Consider the following 13218-nt stretch of genomic DNA (forward strand, 5'->3'; position numbering starts at 1 on the left):
TCATCCTTTCCAGATCCAGCCGCCGCCGAAGATGCGGCTGCCTTCGGGGGCGTAGAAGACGCAGGCCTGCCCGGCGCTGACGCCGTCCTCGGGGGCGAGGAGTTCCACCTCGGCCGTGGTCGGGCCGGTGGGGCGGATCACCGCCTCGGCCGGAGGGCGGGTGGAGCGGACCTTGACCTTCAGATGCCAGTCCGGGCGGCTGTCGAAGGGGGCATCGCCCAGCCAGTTGATCTCGCGCACCGGGATGATGCGGGTGGACAGCGCCGCCTTGGGGCCGACGATCACGCGGCGGGTGTCGGGGTCGAGCTTCACCACATAGAGCGGCTCGCCGAGGCCGCCGATGCCGAGGCCCTTGCGCTGGCCCACGGTGTAGTGGATCACGCCGCGGTGCTGGCCGAGGGTGTTGCCGTCGAGGTCCACGATCTCGCCCGGATCGGCGGCGCCGGGGCGCAGCTTCTCGATCACCGCGGCGTAGTTGCCGTTCGGGACAAAGCAGATGTCCTGGCTGTCGGGCTTGTCGGCCACCGGCAGCCCGTATTTCGCCGCAAGCGCACGGGTTTCGGCCTTGGAGGCGAGGTGCCCCAGGGGGAAGCGCAGGTAGGAGAGCTGTTCCGGCGTGGTCGAGAACAGGAAATAGGACTGGTCGCGCGCGGGATCGGCGGCCTGGTGCAGTTCCGGCCCGGACGGCCCAAGCTTGCGCTGGATGTAGTGCCCCGTGGCCATGCAGTCGGCGTCGAGGTCCCTGGCCGTGGCCAGCAGGTCCTTGAACTTCACCCGTTCGTTGCAGCGGATGCAGGGCACCGGGGTTGCGCCGGAGAGGTAGGCGTCGGCGAATTCCTCGATCACCGCCTCGCGGAAGGTGTTCTCGTAGTCAAGGACGTAGTGCGGAAAGCCCATGGTTTCCGCCACCCGCCGCGCGTCGTGGATGTCGCGGCCCGCGCAGCAGGCCCCCTTCTTTGCGAGCGCCGCGCCATGGTCGTAGAGCTGGAGCGTGACGCCGACGACGTCGTAACCTTCCTCGGCCAGCATCGCTGCAACGACGCTGCTGTCCACGCCTCCGGACATGGCGACGACGACCCGCGTCTCGGACGGGGGTTTGGGCAGGCCGAGGGAGTTGAGCGCCAGGTCGCGCGGCATGGGATTGTCCGGGGTCAGGGAATGATGGGGAATATATGAAAATGCTGTGCAGTCTCAATCCCCAGTTTCAGCATTGATTAAGCCTGTTGCGGCATCCTCTGCCGAAACGGAGAGGGATCGGCGATGTTTCTCAAGCGTATCGATGGACCCAGACAGGTGACGCTACCGGATGGCAGTTTCCTCACGCGGGCGGATCTGCCGCCGGTGGACACCCGGCGCTGGGTGGCCAGTCGCAAGGCAGTGGTGGTGAAGGCGGTGGTCTACGGCCTGATTTCCGAGAAGGAGGCGCTGGAGCGCTATGCCCTGTCCGAGGAAGAGTTCGCCCTGTGGCGCACGGCCGCGCTGAAGCATGGCGAGGACGGGCTGAAGGTCACGTCGATCCGGAAATACAGACAACTTTAAGTGGATTCACTTTCTCCCTCTGGCATAGTAACCGACAGTTAACCATTTGGCGGCAAGGTCGTTAACGAAGACCCACCTGAGCGGAGTTATTTGGATCATGCGTATTCTGCTTGTCGAGGATGACCCCACGACCTCGCGCAGCATCGAGCTGATGCTGACCCATGCCAACCTGAACGTCTACTGCACCGACATGGGCGAGGACGGAATCGACCTCGCGAAACTCTACGACTACGACCTGATCCTGCTGGACCTCAACCTGCCGGACATGAGCGGGCACGAGGTGCTGCGCCAGGTGCGCCAGGCCAAGGTGGAAACGCCGATCCTGATCCTGTCGGGCGCGGACGATACCGAAAACAAGCTGAAAGGTTTCGGTTTCGGCGCCGACGACTACCTGACCAAGCCCTTCCACCGCGAGGAACTGGTCGCCCGCATCCATGCCATCATCCGCCGGTCGAAGGGACACAGCCAGTCGGTCATCCGGACCGGGCGGATCTCGGTGAACCTTGACGCAAAGACCGTCGATGTGGACGGCAAGGCGGTGCATCTGACCGGCAAGGAATACCAGATGCTGGAGCTTCTTTCCCTGCGCAAGGGGACGACGCTGACCAAGGAGATGTTCCTCAACCATCTCTATGGCGGGATGGACGAGCCGGAGCTGAAGATCATCGACGTCTTCATCTGCAAGCTGCGCAAGAAACTGGCCGAGGCCACGGGTGGCGACAACTACATCGAAACCGTCTGGGGCAGGGGCTATGTCCTGCGAGACCCGGCTGCCGGTGCCGGGGTCAGGCTGGCGGCAAGCGCCTGATCTTTACCTCGCCCGGCGCCCCGCCTAACCTCCAAAGAGGAGCGGGAAGCGGCATAGGGGTCGGGGAGAGGGATGACGGACAAACCGGTCGAGGTGCTGACAGAAGCCGAGGCGCGGGCCGAGCTTGCGCGGCTTGCACAGGCGATTGCGGCCGCGAACACCGCCTATCACACGCTGGATGCGCCCGAGATATCGGATGCCGAATACGACGCCCTCAAGCGGCGCAATGCCGCGATCGAGGCGCGGTTCCCGGCTCTGAAGCGCCCGGATTCGCCGACGGACCAGGTGGGGGCGACCGTCGCCGAGGGGTTCGGCAAGGTCGCGCATCGGGTGCGGATGCTGTCGCTGGAAAACGCCTTTACCCCAGAGGAGGTGGCCGAGTTCGACGACCGCGTGCGCAAGTTCCTGGGGCATCGCGGCGCGCTCGACTACACGGCGGAGCCAAAGATCGACGGGTTGTCCCTGTCCTTGCGCTACGAGGACGGGGTGCTGGTGCAGGCGGCGACGCGGGGGGATGGCGAGGTCGGCGAGAATGTCACCGAGAACGCACGCACCATCGCGGACATCCCGCAGCGCCTGACCGGCGCCCCCGTAGTGCTGGAAGTGCGCGGCGAGGTCTACATGTCGCATGCCGATTTCGCGGCGTTGAACGAGCGCCAGTCCGCCACGGGCGACCGGACCTTCGCCAACCCGCGCAATGCCGCCGCGGGGTCACTGCGCCAGCTGGATGCCTCGATCACCGCCAGTCGGCCGCTTCGGTTCTTCGCCTATGCCTGGGGCGAGGTTTCGGCCCCCTTGTCCACGACGCAGCTTGGCGCAATCGCCCGTCTCAACGAACTGGGATTCCAGACAAATCCGTTGACAGTGCTTTGCGACGGACCCGAGGCGATGCTTGCGCATTACCGCCGGATCGAAGCGCAGCGGGCCACGCTGGGCTATGACATCGACGGCGTCGTCTACAAGGTGAACGATCTTGCCCTGCAACAGCGGCTGGGCTTCCGCTCGTCGACCCCCCGCTGGGCGATCGCGCACAAGTTCCCGGCCGAACTGGCCTGGACCGAGCTTCTCGGCATCGACATCCAGGTCGGTCGGACCGGCGCGCTGTCTCCCGTGGCCCGGCTGCGGCCGGTGACGGTGGGGGGCGTCGTCGTCTCGAATGCCACGCTGCACAACGAGGATTACATTGCCGGTCGCGACAGCCGCGGCCAGCCGATCCGGGGCGGAAAGGACATCCGCGTCGGAGACTGGGTGCAGGTCTATCGCGCCGGCGATGTGATCCCCAAGGTCGCAGACGTGGATCTCGCACGCCGCAAGAGTGATGCGCAACCCTTTGTTTTTCCGGACGTATGCCCGGAGTGTGGCAGCCCGGCGCACCGCGAGCCGGGCGATTCGGTGCGCCGGTGCACCGGAGGGCTGATCTGTCCGGCGCAGGCCGTGGAGCGGTTGAAGCATTTCGTCAGCCGCAACGCCTTCGATATCGAGGGCCTCGGCGCGAAACAGATCGAGATGTTCTTCAACGATCCCATCCTGCCGGTCCGGAGCCCGGCCGACATCTTCACCCTGGCCGAAAGAGACGCTGCCAACCCCCTGCAGAAACTGCGTAACCGCGACGGCTTCGGAGAAGTCTCCGCCGCCAAGCTGTTCGCGGCGATCGAGGCGCGGCGCCGGATCCGGCTGGACCGGCTGATCTTTGCCCTTGGAATCCGGCATATCGGAGAAACCTCCTCCGGCCTTCTGGCCCGCCACTTCGGCACCTGGGAGGCCCTCGTGCAGGCCATCGATGCCGCGCGCGACTGCTCGGGACCGGACTGGGAGGCGCTGACGGCGATCGACGGGATCGGCGAGGTCAGCGCGAGGGCGCTGGTGGATGCCCTGCATCCCGACAGTCCCGAACGCGCCGAGGTGGACCGGCTGGTCGGCATGTTGACCGTCCTGCCCGTTGCCGCCGCGGCCACCGACAGCCCGGTTGCCGGCAAGACCGTGGTCTTCACCGGGACGCTGGAACGGATGACCCGCGCCGAGGCCAAGGCCCGGGCCGAGGCGCTGGGAGCCAAGGTCGCCGGCAGCGTCAGCGCCAAGACCGATCTCGTGGTGGCCGGCCCCGGCGCAGGTTCCAAGGCGAAGGATGCCGAACGGCTGGGCATCGAGATCATCGACGAGGACGCCTGGCTGCGGCTGATCGGAGGATGAGCCGGCCAGAGATCCTGTTTCCGCTGTTTGCGGAGATCGAGACGCTGCCCGGGGTCGGGCCGAAGGCGGCCAGGGCCTTCGAGGCCCTGGGCGTGACGCGACCGAAGGACCTGCTCTACCTCTTGCCCCATTCCGGGGTGGACCGGGCGCTGCGGCCCTCGGTGCGCGATGTCAGGCCGCCGGCAACCCTGACGGTCGAGGTCGAGATCGGCCAGCACGTCCCGCCACGGCGGAAGGGCGGGCCCTATCGGGTGCATGTCCGCGACGCGAAGGTCGAGTTCCTGATCGTCTATTTCCACGCCAGGGCCGAGGCGCTGGCCCGGCTTCTGCCGACCGGGCAGAGGCGGCTGGTTTCGGGGAAGGTGGAGCTTTTCGACGGCGTGGCGCAGATGGTGCATCCCGACCATGTGCTGCGGGTCGAGGAGGCCGCCGAGATTCCGGCCTACGAGCCGGTCTATCCGCTGAGTGCCGGCCTGTCGCAACGGGTGGTGGCCAAGGCGGTGGCGGCGGCGCTGACCCGGATCCCCGATGTCGGGGAATGGATCGACCCCGGACTGAGGGCACGCGAGGGCTGGCCCGGCTGGGCCGAGGCGCTGGCGGCAGCGCATGGTCCGGCGGATGCGGCGGGGCTTGCCTTCACCCATCCTGCCCGGCAGCGGCTGGCATATGACGAGCTTTTCGCCCACCAGCTGACCTTGGCGATCGCTCGGAGCACCCTGCGGAAGTCCAAGGGCCTGGCAACCGAAGGCGATGGAAGTCTGCGCAACAAGGTATTGCAAAGCCTTCCCTATCAGCCGACCGGCGCCCAGGTTCGCGCGGTGCGCGAAATCGCCGCCGACATGGCGCAACCCCTGCGGATGAACCGTCTGTTGCAGGGCGATGTGGGGTCCGGGAAGACTCTGGTCGCGTTCCTGGCGCTGCTGATCGCGGTCGAGGCTGGCGGGCAGGGCGTGATGATGGCCCCTACGGAAATCCTGGCGCGGCAGCATTTCGAGGGGCTGGCACCGCTGGCCCGGGCGGCCGGCGTGCGGCTGGAGCTGCTGACCGGCCGGGACCGGGGGGCGGAGCGGGCGATGAAGCTGGAAGACCTGGCGGCGGGGCGTATTCCGATCCTCGTCGGAACCCATGCGGTCTTTCAGAAGGATGTGGAATTCAAGGACTTGCGGCTGGCGGTGGTGGATGAACAGCACCGCTTCGGGGTTGCGCAGCGGATGGAGCTTGGCGCCAAGGGTGCGGCGGTGGATGTGCTGGTGATGACCGCCACGCCCATCCCGCGGAGCCTGGCCCTTGCGACCCATGGCGACATGGATGTCTCGGTCCTGGACGAAAAGCCGGCGGGCCGGAAGCCGATCCGCACCGCGATGGTCTCGGCTGCGCGGCTGGACGAGGTGGTGGAGCACCTGCGCAAGGCCGTGGCCGAGGGGCGGCAGGCCTATTGGGTCTGCCCGCTGGTCGAGGAATCCGAGGTGGTGGATTATGCCAGCGCCGAGGAACGGTTCCGATCCTTGCGGGCTGCCCTGGGCGACCGGGTCGGCCTGGTCCACGGCCAGATGCCGCCGGCCGAGAAGGACGCGGCAATGGCGCGGTTCCTGGCCGGCGAGACCTCGGTCCTGGTGGCGACCACGGTGATCGAAGTTGGCGTCAACGTGCCGAACGCGACGATCATGGTGATCGAGCAGGCGGAAAGCTTCGGCCTGGCGCAGCTGCACCAGTTGCGCGGACGGGTCGGGCGGGGCGAGGGGGCTTCGACCTGCCTGCTGCTCTATCAGCCGCCGCTGAACGAGACCGGGCGGCGCCGCCTGACCACGATCCGCGACACCGAGGACGGCTTCCGCATCGCCGAGGAGGACCTGGCGATGCGCGGGGCGGGCGACCTGATCGGAACCGCGCAATCCGGCCTGCCGCGCTTTCGCGTGGCGGATCTGGAACGCCAGGCGGGCCTGATGCAACTGGCCCAGTCGGATGCGCGGAAGCTCTTGCTGGACGATCCGGGCCTGTCCGGTTCCAGGGGCAAGGCTGCACGGGTGCTCCTCTGGCTGATGGACCAGGACCGCGCGCTGCGGCTGATGAGCGTGGGCTGAGTCGCGGCTTGTTCCGATCTGTTCGCGAATGTTCTTAAAAAGTTCTTTACATGGCATTGCCGATGTGAGAACAATGCAGCAACAGATCATGGAGGACGCCGTGAAAGACACCATGAAGACCCTGCTGAGCCACACCCCGAAAGGCGCGATGGAGGACCTCGTCGGTGTTGCCTCGCTGTTCGTGATCCTGTTTGCCGTGCTGTCGTTGCCCGGCCTGCACTGAGCTTTCTGCCCCGCGCTCTGTCCCCTGAAATGTGACGGTCCGCCTCGCCTGGCCCGCCGTCCATCCAGAAGCGCCACTGCCGCCGCCGTCCCATGGGATGCGCGGCGGCTTTTTGTGCTGCGTCCGGCTAGGCAGCGGCCTGCGCGGCCTCCATCGCTTCGCAGACGGCTTCCAGGGCCAAGAGGATCGAGGCGTGCCGGTTCTTGTAGTCGCGGGCGGGAAGCAGGACTTCATAACCCTGGAAGGGGGCCGCCGGCACGGGGCCGCCCTCCTTCAGCATGGCGCGCAAGGCATCTCTTGCGGCTTGCAGTTCGGGCAGGCTGCGCCCGAGGACGACCTGACCCAGCACCGCGGCCGAAGCCTGGCCCAGCGCGCAGGCCTTCACGTCCTGGGCGAACTCGGCGACCCTGCCGTCCTGCACCACCACATCCGCCGTGACGGTCGAGCCGCAGAGGGGCGAGCGGCGCCGGGCGGTGCCCTGCGGGGCGGGCAGGCGGCCGAGATGCGGGATGTCGGCGGCGAGCCCGAGGATGCGGGCGGAGTAGAGCTTGATGAGGTCGCTGTCGCTCATGGTAATCCCTCGGCTGACCCCTTATGTAGACCTGCGCCGCCTGACTGCCAAGGAGAAGCCCATGTCCTTCGACCCGGCCACACTAAAGTATGATGCCGCGGGGCTGCTGCCTTGCGTGGCGCAGGACGCGGTGTCGGGCGAGGTGCTGATGGTCGCGTGGATGAACGCCGCCGCCGTGACGCGGACGCTGGAGACGGGGAAGGTCACCTACTGGTCGCGCTCGCGGGGGACGTTCTGGGTGAAGGGCGAGACCTCGGGGCACCATCAGCGGCTGGTCGAGCTGCGGGTGGACTGCGACCGGGACTGCCTGCTGGCGCTGGTCGAACAGGAGGGGCCGGCCTGTCACACGAACCGGCGGTCGTGCTTCTATACGGCGGTGCGGGACGGGGAAGAGGTGGTCTTCCTTGATCCTGTCCACGGTGGACATTCCTGATCCTTCCTTTGCAATCAATGACTTGGTCGCGGGCGTTAAGGATTTGGCAATCCGACAATCCTGCGGATGTCGGCGGGGGTCGCGCCCTCGGCCCGGTATTTGGAAAGCGCCCGCGCGTCGTCGCGTTTGGCGAGCCGCTTGCCAGCTTCGTCCCGGATCAGGCGGTGGTGGTGGTAGATCGGTGTCGGCAGGCCGAAGAGATGTTGCAGGATCACCTGGACGGGCGTGAAGTCGAACAGATCCTCGCCCCGGATGACATGGGTGATGCCCTGGTCGGCATCGTCGAAGGCGGAGGCGAGAAAATAGGCGACGATGCCCACTCCCTTCCGCGACAGGACCACGTCGCCGATCTCGGCCAGAGCGCGAGCGGGGTCGATGCAGTGCCGTCCGGCATGGGCGGGGCCGGTTTCGGTGAAGGCGAGGTCGGCGCCCGACAACTGGTCGAGCGCGGCGGCGAGGTTCAGCCGCAGGGCGTCGCCCGGACGTCGGTCGGACATCGGGCGGTGGCGGCAGGTGCCGGGATAGACGGCGAAGGCCACGCCTTCCTGCGGGGCGGCAAGGGCCGCCCGGATGTCGGCGCGGGTGCAGGAGCAGGGATAGAGAAGTCCTGTATCGGCAAGGGCTTCGAGGCGGATGTTGTAGTCCTCGATCCGCGTGGACTGGCGCAGGATCGGGCCGTCCCAGGCAAGGCCGAGCCAGCGGAGATCCTCCTGGATCAGGGCGTCCCACTCCGGGCGGCAGCGGTCGAGGTCGGTATCCTCCATCCGCAACAGGAACCGGCCGCCCTCGGCGCGGGCCATGTCATGGGCGAGGATCGCAGAATAGGCGTGGCCAAGATGCAGCGGGCCGGTCGGGCTGGGGGCGAAGCGGGTTACGAAAGCCATTCCGTGAACGCCTGCTTCGCCCGGTCGGTATAGGCCTTGTAGCGGTCATGACGACCCCGGCGGCCCCCCCGCGCCTCGATGGGCGGGAAGAGGCCGAAGTTGACGTTCATCGGCTGGAAGGTCTTCGCCTCGGCCCCGCCGGTGATGTGGGTGACAAGCGCCCCCATCGCGGTTTCCGGGGGCGGCGGGGGAAGCATACGCCCGAGGATCTCATGCGCGGCCATGCGGCCCGCCAGGAGGCCCATGGCAGCGGATTCGACATAGCCCTCGACCCCGGTGATCTGCCCGGCAAAGCGTAGATACGGGCGCGATTTCAGCCGCATCTGCGCGTCCAAGAGCGTGGGCGAGTTGATGAAGGTGTTGCGGTGGATGCCGCCGAGACGGGCGAAGCTGGCATTTTCCAGTCCCGGAATCATCCGGAAAACAGAGGTTTGCGCGCCGTATTTCATCTTGGTCTGGAAGCCGACGATGTTGTGCAGCGTGCCGAGCTTGTTGTCGCGGCGGAGCTGGACCACGGCATAAGGCTTTTCCTCCGGGCGATGCGCGTTGGTCAGGCCGACCGGTTTCATCGGGCCGTGGCGCAAGGTGTCGCGGCCGCGTTCGGCCATCACCTCGATCGGCAGGCAGCCGTCGAAATAGCCGGCGGTTTCACCTTCGTGGAACTCGGTCTTCTCGGCGGCGAGGAGGGCGTCGATGAAGGCTTCGTACTGGTCGCGGTTCATCGGGCAGTTGATGTAGGCCTTCTTCTCGTCCTCGCTTTCGCCCTTGTCGTAGCGGCTTTGCATCCAGGCGACGGACATGTCGATCGACTCTGTATATACGATCGGAGCGATCGCGTCGAAGAAGGCCAGCGCCTCGGCGCCCGTGGCGAAACGGATGCTTTCCGCCAGGGCCGGGCTGGTAAGCGGGCCGGTCGCGATGATCCAGTGCCCGGATGAAGGAAGCTGGGTAACTTCCTCATACGACGTGGAAATCAGCGGGTGGGCCTTGAGCCGTTCGGTCACGGCGCGGGCAAAGGGGTCGCGGTCCACGGCCAGAGCGCCGCCGGCCGGCAGGCGATGGCGGTCGGCCATTTCCATCACCAGGCTGCCGGCGGCGCGCATTTCCCAGTGGATCAGGCCCACGGCATTGCGTTCGTGGTCGTCGGAGCGGAAGGAGTTCGAGCAGACCATCTCGGCGAAATCGCCGGTCCGGTGGGCGAAGGTGGCAACCTTGGGGCGCATCTCGTGGATCACCACCGGGACGCCGAGGTTCGCGGCGGCCCAGGCGGCCTCGGATCCGGCCATGCCGCCGCCGATGATGTGCAGGGGTTCCATGCGGGCGGATGTAGCGGTGCGGGGCAGGCGTTGCAAGCAGGGGCGCTGCCCCTCTGGGCCCTTCGGGCCCATTCACCCCGGGATATTTGCGGACAGATGAAGGGCGTGGCGTTCGGCCAGGGTGAAGCTTTGCGGGTCAGAGGCAGGGCGGCCGAGGGCGGCTGCCTTGAGGAAGAAGCCGGGGGCGGGCAGATGGTCGGGTGACAGGCGCTGGCGGAGGAGGGCGGCGCGGAAGGGGCGACCGGCGGCGGCGTCCTCCTCCATCAGGGCTTCGAGCCGCGCCGTGAGCTCCGCCATGCGCAGACCGAGATCGCGGGCAAGTTCGCCGTAGGTGATGGTCTGCCCCGCGGCGGCCAGCGCCGCGAGGCGGTCCTCAACTGTCATCGCCCTGGTCGGCGACGCGGGCGACGGAGACGACTTCCTCGTCCGCGGCGATGGAGAAGACCTTGACCCCGCCCGCGCTGCGCGAGCGGAAGCTGATCTGGTCCACCGGCACCCGGATCGACTGGCCGGTCGAGGTGGCAAGCATGATCTGGTCGGAAAGCTCTACCGGGAAGGAGGCGATGATGCGGCCGCCGCGGGGGCCGGGGCTGATGGCCTTCACGCCCATGCCGCCGCGGCCGCGCACGGGGTAGTCGTGGCTGGAGGACAGCTTGCCCGAACCGCCCTTGGTGACGGTGAGGATCAGATCCTCGGCCGCCGACATCTCGGCATAGCGTTCGGGGGAAAGTTGGCCGGCGGGAACGGTGTCTTCCTCGTCGTCGCCCTCGTCCTCGGTGATCCCGGCCATGAGGCGGCGCTGTTTCAGATAGGCCTGCCGTTCCTCGGGCGTGGCCTCGAAGTGGCGGATGATCGACATCGAGACGACATGGTCGCCCTCGGCCAGTCGGATGCCGCGCACGCCGGTCGATTCGCGCGAGCGGAAGACGCGGATTTCGGTGGTGGGGAAGCGGATGGCGCGGCCGGCCTCGGTGACGAGCATCACGTCGTCGTTCTCGTCGGCGATGGCGGCGTTCACGAGGCTCACGCCCTCGGGCAGCTTCATCGCGATCTTGCCGTTGCGCATCACGTTGGTGAAGTCGGAAAGGTCGTTCTGCCGCACGTCGCCGTCAGAGGTGGCGAAGACGATCTGGAGGTTGCCCCAGTCTTCCTCGGGCACGTCCACCGGCATCAGCGCGGCGATGGTGATGCCGGTCTCGATCGGCAGGATGTTGACCAGGGCCTTGCCGCGGGCGTTGCGCCCCGCAAGAGGCAGGCGCCAGGTCTTGAGCTTGTAGACCATCCCGTCGGTGGTGAAGAACAGGAGCGGCGTGTGGGTGTTGGCGACGAAAAGCGTGGTGACCACGTCATCGTCCTTGGTCTGCATCGAGGCGAGGCCCTTGCCTCCCCGGTTCTGGGCGCGGAATTCGGCGAGCGGGGTGCGCTTGATGTAGCCGCCCGAGGTAATGGTCACGACCATGTCCTCGCGCTCGATCAGGTCCTCGTCCTCCATGTCGCCGGACCAGTCGGCGATCTCGGTGCGGCGGGGGACGGCGAAGAGGGCCTTCACCTCGCGCAACTCGTCCGAGATGATCGCCATGATCCGGTCGCGCGAGGAAAGAATGTCGAGGAAGTCCTTGATCTTGCCAGCCAATTCCTCGAGCTCGTCGGTGACTTCCTTGACCCCCATCGCGGTCAGCCGCTGGAGACGCAGGTCAAGGATGGCGCGGGCCTGGATCTCGGACAGGTTGTAGGTTCCGTCCTCGTTGATCGTGTGCGAGGGGTCGTCGATCAGCCGTATATACGCGGCGATGTCATGGGCGGGCCAGCGGCGGGTCATCAGCCGGTCGCGTGCCTCGGCCGGGTCGGCGGAGGCGCGGATGGTCGCGACCACCTCGTCCACGTTCGACACGGCGACGGCGAGGCCGCAGAGGATGTGGCTGCGCTCGCGCGCCTTGCGGAGTTCGAAGGCGGTGCGACGTGCGACAACTTCCTCGCGGAAGGTTATGAAATGGCTGAGGAAATCGCGAAGCGTCAGCTGTTCTGGTCTGCCGCCGTTCAGGGCCAGCATGTTGCAGCCGAACGAGACCTGCATCGTCGAGAACCGGAAAAGCTGGTTCAGCACGACGTCGGGCGTCGCGTCGCGCTTGAGCTCGATCACGACGCGCACGCCGATCCGGTCGGATTCGTCGGCGATCCCGGCGATGCCCTCGACCCGCTTTTCGCGGACCAGCTCGGCGATCTTCTCGATCATCGTGGCCTTGTTGACCTGATAGGGGATCTCGTCGATGACGATGGCCCAGCGGTCCTTGCGCAGCTCCTCGACATGGGTTCTGGCGCGGATGATGACGGAGCCGCGGCCTTCGAGATAGGCCTTGCGGGCGCCGGACCGGCCGAGGATCACCCCGCCGGTGGGGAAATCGGGAGCGGGGATGATCTCCATGAGCTGTTCCATGGAGATGTCGGGGTTCTCGATCAGGGCAAGCGTGCCGTCGATCACCTCGCCGAGGTTGTGCGGCGGGATGTTGGTGGCCATGCCCACCGCGATGCCGCCCGCGCCGTTGACCAGCATGTTGGGGAAGCGGGCGGGAAGGACGGTGGGTTCCTTGTCCTTGCCGTCGTAGTTGTCCTGGAAATCGACGGTTTCCTTGTCGATGTCGGCCAGAAGGAAGGCGGCGGGCTTGTCCATCCGCACTTCGGTATAGCGCATGGCGGCAGCATTATCGCCGTCCATCGAACCGAAGTTGCCCTGGCCGTCGAGGAGCGGCAGCGACATCGAGAAGGGCTGCGCCATGCGCACCAGTGCGTCATAGATCGCGCTGTCGCCGTGGGGGTGGTATTTCCCCATCGTGTCGCCCACGGGACGGGCCGACTTGCGGTAGGGCTTGTCGTGGGTGTTGCCCGATTCCTGCATGGCAAAGAGGATGCGGCGGTGGACCGGCTTCAGTCCGTCGCGCAGGTCGGGGATTGCCCGGGAAACGATCACGCTCATCGCGTAGTCGAGATAGGCCGTCTTCATCTCGGCCGCGATATCGACCTGGGGGCCGTGCCAGCTGGGACGTTCCGGGTTTTCTTCTTTGTTGTCAGTATCTTCCGGGGTCTCGGCCATGAGGGCGCGCGCCTTCCTTGCGGTATCAACATCTAGCAGGCGGCAGGATACACCATCCAAGCTATGGGGTGCAATGGCGGGTTGC

At 66.8% G+C, this 13218-nt stretch carries 12 protein-coding genes; 6 read left to right on the forward strand and 6 right to left on the reverse strand.

Going from position 1 to position 13218, the window contains the following annotated elements; translation table 11 throughout:
• The gene (mnmA, locus tag FL625_RS01270; RefSeq protein WP_149586816.1) at positions 1-1137 is read right to left on the reverse strand and encodes a tRNA 2-thiouridine(34) synthase MnmA; all 1137 of its coding nucleotides are present in this window, start codon (positions 1135-1137) and stop codon (positions 1-3) included.
• Positions 1138-1260: 123 nt separating this feature from the next.
• Between mnmA and sciP the strand changes: the two genes are divergently transcribed.
• The 5 genes from sciP (at position 1261) to FL625_RS18455 (ending at position 6841) form a co-directional block, all read left to right on the forward strand.
• Complete coding sequence (sciP, locus tag FL625_RS01275) at positions 1261-1539, forward strand: CtrA inhibitor SciP (protein WP_149586817.1); 279 nt, start codon at positions 1261-1263, stop codon at positions 1537-1539.
• Between the two features lie 97 nt (positions 1540-1636).
• Positions 1637-2347: a response regulator transcription factor CtrA gene (gene ctrA, locus FL625_RS01280; protein ID WP_149586818.1), complete on the forward strand. Its 711-nt coding sequence runs from the start codon at positions 1637-1639 to the stop codon at positions 2345-2347.
• A 72-nt stretch (positions 2348-2419) separates the two neighbouring features.
• Positions 2420-4537 carry an NAD-dependent DNA ligase LigA gene (gene ligA / locus FL625_RS01285; protein WP_149586819.1) on the forward strand — a complete coding sequence of 706 codons (2118 nt, stop codon included), beginning with the start codon at positions 2420-2422 and terminating at the stop codon, positions 4535-4537.
• Positions 4534-6618: an ATP-dependent DNA helicase RecG gene (gene recG / locus FL625_RS01290; RefSeq protein ID WP_149586820.1), complete on the forward strand. Its 2085-nt coding sequence runs from the start codon at positions 4534-4536 to the stop codon at positions 6616-6618. Before ligA ends, recG begins: the two co-directional genes overlap by 4 nt.
• A 100-nt stretch (positions 6619-6718) precedes the next feature.
• Entirely contained in the window at positions 6719-6841 is a 123-nt protein-coding gene (locus FL625_RS18455; protein ID WP_268815750.1) for a hypothetical protein, read from the forward strand.
• 127 nt (positions 6842-6968) lie between these two features.
• On the opposite strand, the gene FL625_RS01295 is transcribed toward FL625_RS18455, so the two are convergent.
• Complete coding sequence (locus tag FL625_RS01295; RefSeq protein ID WP_149586821.1) at positions 6969-7412, reverse strand: iron-sulfur cluster assembly scaffold protein; 444 nt, start codon at positions 7410-7412, stop codon at positions 6969-6971.
• Between the two features lie 61 nt (positions 7413-7473).
• Here FL625_RS01295 and hisI point away from each other — a divergent pair, with 61 nt between their 5' ends.
• Positions 7474-7845: a phosphoribosyl-AMP cyclohydrolase gene (gene hisI, locus FL625_RS01300; protein ID WP_149586822.1), complete on the forward strand. Its 372-nt coding sequence runs from the start codon at positions 7474-7476 to the stop codon at positions 7843-7845.
• A gap of 35 nt (positions 7846-7880) precedes the next feature.
• On the opposite strand, the gene gluQRS is transcribed toward hisI, so the two are convergent.
• From gluQRS to gyrA, 4 genes are all read right to left on the reverse strand, one after another.
• Positions 7881-8729 (reverse strand): tRNA glutamyl-Q(34) synthetase GluQRS, encoded by an 849-nt coding sequence (gluQRS, locus tag FL625_RS01305; protein ID WP_149586823.1) that lies wholly within the window; start codon positions 8727-8729, stop codon positions 7881-7883.
• Entirely contained in the window at positions 8717-10045 is a 1329-nt protein-coding gene (gene trmFO, locus FL625_RS01310; protein WP_149586824.1) for a methylenetetrahydrofolate--tRNA-(uracil(54)-C(5))-methyltransferase (FADH(2)-oxidizing) TrmFO, read from the reverse strand. Before trmFO ends, gluQRS begins: the two co-directional genes overlap by 13 nt.
• A gap of 72 nt (positions 10046-10117) precedes the next feature.
• Positions 10118-10429 (reverse strand): hypothetical protein, encoded by a 312-nt coding sequence (locus tag FL625_RS01315; protein ID WP_200833846.1) that lies wholly within the window; start codon positions 10427-10429, stop codon positions 10118-10120.
• Complete coding sequence (gyrA, locus tag FL625_RS01320) at positions 10419-13133, reverse strand: DNA gyrase subunit A (protein ID WP_149586825.1); 2715 nt, start codon at positions 13131-13133, stop codon at positions 10419-10421. The genes FL625_RS01315 and gyrA overlap by 11 nt, the downstream gene beginning before the upstream one ends.
• Positions 13134-13218: the final 85 nt, after the last annotated feature.

Source organism: Tabrizicola flagellatus, assembly GCF_008271465.1.
GTDB lineage: Bacteria > Pseudomonadota > Alphaproteobacteria > Rhodobacterales > Rhodobacteraceae > Tabrizicola > Tabrizicola flagellata.

What these genes read in the sequence shown, in the direction of transcription:
- mnmA (WP_149586816.1), bottom strand. Translation starts at nt 1,137, where the DNA reads ATGCCGCGCGACCTGGCGCTCAACTCCCTCGGCCTGCCCAAACCCCCG.
- sciP (WP_149586817.1), top strand. Translation starts at nt 1,261, where the DNA reads ATGTTTCTCAAGCGTATCGATGGACCCAGACAGGTGACGCTACCGGAT.
- ctrA (WP_149586818.1), top strand. Translation starts at nt 1,637, where the DNA reads ATGCGTATTCTGCTTGTCGAGGATGACCCCACGACCTCGCGCAGCATC.
- ligA (WP_149586819.1), top strand. Translation starts at nt 2,420, where the DNA reads ATGACGGACAAACCGGTCGAGGTGCTGACAGAAGCCGAGGCGCGGGCC.
- recG (WP_149586820.1), top strand. Translation starts at nt 4,534, where the DNA reads ATGAGCCGGCCAGAGATCCTGTTTCCGCTGTTTGCGGAGATCGAGACG.
- FL625_RS01295 (WP_149586821.1), bottom strand. Translation starts at nt 7,412, where the DNA reads ATGAGCGACAGCGACCTCATCAAGCTCTACTCCGCCCGCATCCTCGGG.
- hisI (WP_149586822.1), top strand. Translation starts at nt 7,474, where the DNA reads ATGTCCTTCGACCCGGCCACACTAAAGTATGATGCCGCGGGGCTGCTG.
- gluQRS (WP_149586823.1), bottom strand. Translation starts at nt 8,729, where the DNA reads ATGGCTTTCGTAACCCGCTTCGCCCCCAGCCCGACCGGCCCGCTGCAT.
- trmFO (WP_149586824.1), bottom strand. Translation starts at nt 10,045, where the DNA reads ATGGAACCCCTGCACATCATCGGCGGCGGCATGGCCGGATCCGAGGCC.
- FL625_RS01315 (WP_200833846.1), bottom strand. Translation starts at nt 10,429, where the DNA reads ATGACAGTTGAGGACCGCCTCGCGGCGCTGGCCGCCGCGGGGCAGACC.
- gyrA (WP_149586825.1), bottom strand. Translation starts at nt 13,133, where the DNA reads ATGGCCGAGACCCCGGAAGATACTGACAACAAAGAAGAAAACCCGGAA.